Source organism: Mesorhizobium sp. M4A.F.Ca.ET.050.02.1.1 (genome assembly GCF_003997725.1).
GTDB lineage: Bacteria > Pseudomonadota > Alphaproteobacteria > Rhizobiales > Rhizobiaceae > Mesorhizobium.
In genome coordinates this window covers 1-3293 of the sequence record NZ_RZSG01000673.1, presented here as the reverse complement: position 1 = coordinate 3293, position 3293 = coordinate 1, and the positions used below count along the sequence as shown (strand labels likewise).

Genomic DNA, 3293 nt, shown 5'->3' with positions numbered 1-3293 from the left:
GCCTGGTGATCTCGGACGACAGAGCCTCATCGAGGATTGAGAAGAACGGTTTCGGCCCGGGCGGCGGCAGTGGGTCGGGCGGCAGAAGATCGACCTTGAGCTGCATCCTGTCCTGGGCGATGCGGATGATGTTGGCGTAGTCGGCATCGTGCGGATAGGCCTCCATCATGTCAATAATGGCGGCGATGTCGCGTACGGTCGCTTGCGATAGGCGCTGCGTCACGGTCTGCCAGTGGCGTTCCATGAAGACGAAGGCGACGACCGACTGCAAGAGGATCATCGGAGCGATGACGATGATCAGCGAGCGGGCGTAGAGCCGTTTCGGCATGTAAAGCGCAACCAGGCGCCAGAACCGGTTCCAGGCGCGCGGCATGGCTTTCAGCATCCGCATGGCGCGATCGCTCAAGCCGTCATTTCCCGGCCTTTCCAGTTGCGTGGTCGCCATCTGCCCTTCCGCTCGTCAACGGCCGTTCAGCAAGGGCCTCAGGAATATTCTATTCCACGCTGAGCCGATACCCAATACCGCGCACCGTCTGCAGCCAGACCGGGTTGGACGGATCGCGCTCGATCTTGCGGCGCAAGCGATTGATCTGGACATCGATGGTGCGCTCGCCGACGTCGGACTCGTCACCGACCAGTTCATGGCGCGGAATGGTCTCGCCCGCGCGCGCGGCAAAGATCGCCAGGATCTCCTGCTCGCGGTCGGTCAGCTTCAGCGCCTCGCCGCCGCGCTTCAGCTCGCGTCTGGCGATCTGGAAGGTGTAGGGGCCGAATACCAGCTGCTCGACCTTGGGAGTCGCCACCGGGCCGCCACGGCGCAGGATGTTGTTGATGCGCAGGATCAGCTCGCGCGGGTCGAATGGCTTCGGCAGGTAGTCGTCGGCGCCAGCCTCCAAACCGGTGATGCGGCTGTCGGTCTCGGAGAGCGCCGTCAGCATGAGGATCGGAACGTTCTTTTCCGCCCGCAGCGCCTTGGTGAGGTCGACACCGGTTTCGCCCGGCATCATCACGTCAAGCACGAGCAGGTCGAAATCGAGGCCGGCAAGCTTGCGCCGGGCCTCGCCGGAATTGCCGGCGACGGTGACGCGGAAGCCGTTTTCGGACAGGTATTGCTTGAGCAGGTTGCGGATACGGGTGTCGTCATCGACCACAAGCAGATGCGGCGCGTCATCGTCCGGTGCTGTCGGATGATCAACCCTCTCAATGGTCTCCATGGCTTTTCCCCGATATTTTCGCAGGCACAATGTCGATCTGCGCTCTTAGTTCCGGATTGACCATCGCTTCGAGGAAACGTTCGATCGAGGCGCGGTCGGCGGCTCCGGAATCCTCCAATGCAGCACGGATGCGGCGTGACTGTGGCCGCGCCAGCGCCAATGCCAGGGCGCGGCCCTTGGCGGTCGGGTAAAGTTCGCGCTGGCGGCGATCGCGCGGACCCTGCAACTGGACGATATGGTCGGTGTCGATCAACTGCTTGAGCACGCGCGCCAGGCTCTGCTTGGTGATCTTGAGCACGTCGAGCAATTCGGCGACCGTCAGCCCCGGCCTGCGGTTGACGAAATGCAGGACACGGTGATGGGCGCGGCCGAAGCCATAGTCGGCCAGTATCTGGTCCGGATCGGAGGTGAAGTCGCGATAGGCAAAGAAAAGCAATTCGATGATGGCGAAGTCGATGCCGTCCTCGTCGGTGATCGCGGTCCTGATCGGTTTTCCGGCGGCGTGGCTTTGATCCGTCATCTCGTCTCCATGCGAACGGGAATTATGTCAGTACTATTGACGTAATTTCCCGGCAATGGTAATTTTTGACAAGCTTTTCGGCGGATTGCGAACGAAAAGGCAAGGGGAGCCCGTTTTTCCGGAACTTCCTGAGTTTGCCATACATTTGATATCCGCCTACGCTTCCGGACACCGGCCGCGTGCCGCGGCTATACGACAACGATGTGCGGGTTTGCGCCCGCGGGAGGTTTCCATGGCATCCGTTCCTTTCGACCAACTGGACGGCTTCATCTGGATGAACGGCGAGTTCGTCGCGTGGGCCGACGCCAAGATTCATGTGCTGACCCATGGCCTGCACTATGCCAGTGCTGTGTTCGAGGGTGAGCGCGCCTATGGCGGCGCGATCTTCAAGCTCACCGAGCACACCGAGCGCCTGCATGAATCGGCGCGCCTGCTCGGCTTCAAGATCCCCTATACGGTCGCAGAGCTCGATGACGCCTGCCGCACGCTTTTGAAGAAGCAGGGATTCCAGGACGCCTATGTGCGTCCGATCGCCTGGCGCGGCAGCGAGCAGATGGGGGTTTCGGCGCAGAACAACCGCATCAACTGCGCCATCGCCATCTGGCAGTGGCCGAGCTACTTCGATCCAGCGCAGAAACTGAAGGGCATCCGCCTCGACATCGCCGAATGGCGCCGGCCCGATCCACGCACCGCGCCGTCCAACTCGAAGGCCGCCGGCCTCTACATGATCTGCACACTCTCCAAACACGCGGCCGAGGCAAAAGGTTATGCCGACGCCATGATGCTCGACTGGCGCGGCCAGGTCGCCGAGGCGACCGGCGCCAACATCTTCTTCGTCAAGGACGGCAAGATCCACACCCCGAAGCCCGACTGCTTCCTCGACGGCATCACCCGCCGCACGGTCATCGGCCTCGCCAAGGAGCGCGGCCTGGAAGTGATCGAGCGCGCCATCATGCCGGAAGAGCTCGAAGGCTTCGAACAATGCTTCCTTACCGGCACGGCAGCTGAAGTGACGCCGGTTTCGGAGATCGGTCCATACCGATTCGAGGTTGGCGAGATCGCCAAGACATTGATGAATGATTATTCTGCTGCAGTGCAACCAAAGCATGCTATCGCCGCAGAATAGCGATAAGTCACAGCTTTTTTGTCTTACAGGGGCGGTTTTCTGGCCGCCCCTTTTATTTAAGCCTCGGTGCATTTGACTTTCATCCAATTCAGCGTCTCATGATGACGTCGGCCCGAGGAGGCTGGCAGTTATGGAGGGACTGTTAACATGGATACGAACACGCTCGTTGCGATCATTGTGCAGGTGATTGCGGGTGTTATCGGTGGTCAGGCAGTAGGCGTTGCGCTGAAGCAGGCGGCGATGGGACAGCTAACCAAAATCCTCGGTGGCGCGATCGGCGGCGTCGGCGGCGCGGCCATCCTCGGCAGCCTGCTCGGCGGTGGCGCTGTCGACCCGGCAGCCGCGGCGGGTGGAATCGGAAGTGCGATTGACCTGAAGAACATCCTCGGCGGTGCCGGCGGCGGCGCCATCCTGACCGGCATCATCGGCGCGG

The 3293-nt window shown here is 61.6% G+C and carries 4 protein-coding genes and 1 pseudogene; 2 read left to right on the top strand and 3 right to left on the bottom strand.

Annotated features, from left to right (window positions below; genetic code table 11):
• The 3 genes and pseudogenes from EOA33_RS29105 to EOA33_RS29095 all read right to left on the bottom strand — a co-directional run.
• Window positions 1-445: pseudogene (locus EOA33_RS29105) on the bottom strand (two-component sensor histidine kinase); the annotation flags it as partial.
• A 49-nt stretch (window positions 446-494) separates the two neighbouring features.
• The gene (locus EOA33_RS29100; RefSeq protein ID WP_126058697.1) at window positions 495-1214 is read right to left on the bottom strand and encodes a response regulator transcription factor; all 720 of its coding nucleotides are present in this window, start codon (window positions 1212-1214) and stop codon (window positions 495-497) included.
• Window positions 1201-1734, bottom strand: coding sequence for a MarR family transcriptional regulator (locus EOA33_RS29095; protein ID WP_126058698.1), 534 nt, complete (start codon window positions 1732-1734; stop codon window positions 1201-1203). The genes EOA33_RS29100 and EOA33_RS29095 overlap by 14 nt, the downstream gene beginning before the upstream one ends.
• Window positions 1735-1966: 232 nt before the next feature.
• On the opposite strand from EOA33_RS29095, the gene EOA33_RS29090 reads away from it, so the two are divergent.
• Together EOA33_RS29090 and EOA33_RS29085 are read left to right on the top strand one after the other, a co-directional pair.
• A complete protein-coding gene (locus EOA33_RS29090) occupies window positions 1967-2860 on the top strand; it encodes a branched-chain amino acid aminotransferase (RefSeq protein ID WP_126058699.1) in 894 nt (297 codons plus the stop codon).
• 147 nt (window positions 2861-3007) lie between these two features.
• Window positions 3008-3293: hypothetical protein (locus EOA33_RS29085; RefSeq protein WP_127407216.1), on the top strand; the 286-nt coding region annotated here is incomplete at its 3' end.

What these genes read in the sequence shown, in the direction of transcription:
- EOA33_RS29100 (WP_126058697.1), bottom strand. Translation starts at nt 1,214, where the DNA reads ATGGAGACCATTGAGAGGGTTGATCATCCGACAGCACCGGACGATGAC.
- EOA33_RS29095 (WP_126058698.1), bottom strand. Translation starts at nt 1,734, where the DNA reads ATGACGGATCAAAGCCACGCCGCCGGAAAACCGATCAGGACCGCGATC.
- EOA33_RS29090 (WP_126058699.1), top strand. Translation starts at nt 1,967, where the DNA reads ATGGCATCCGTTCCTTTCGACCAACTGGACGGCTTCATCTGGATGAAC.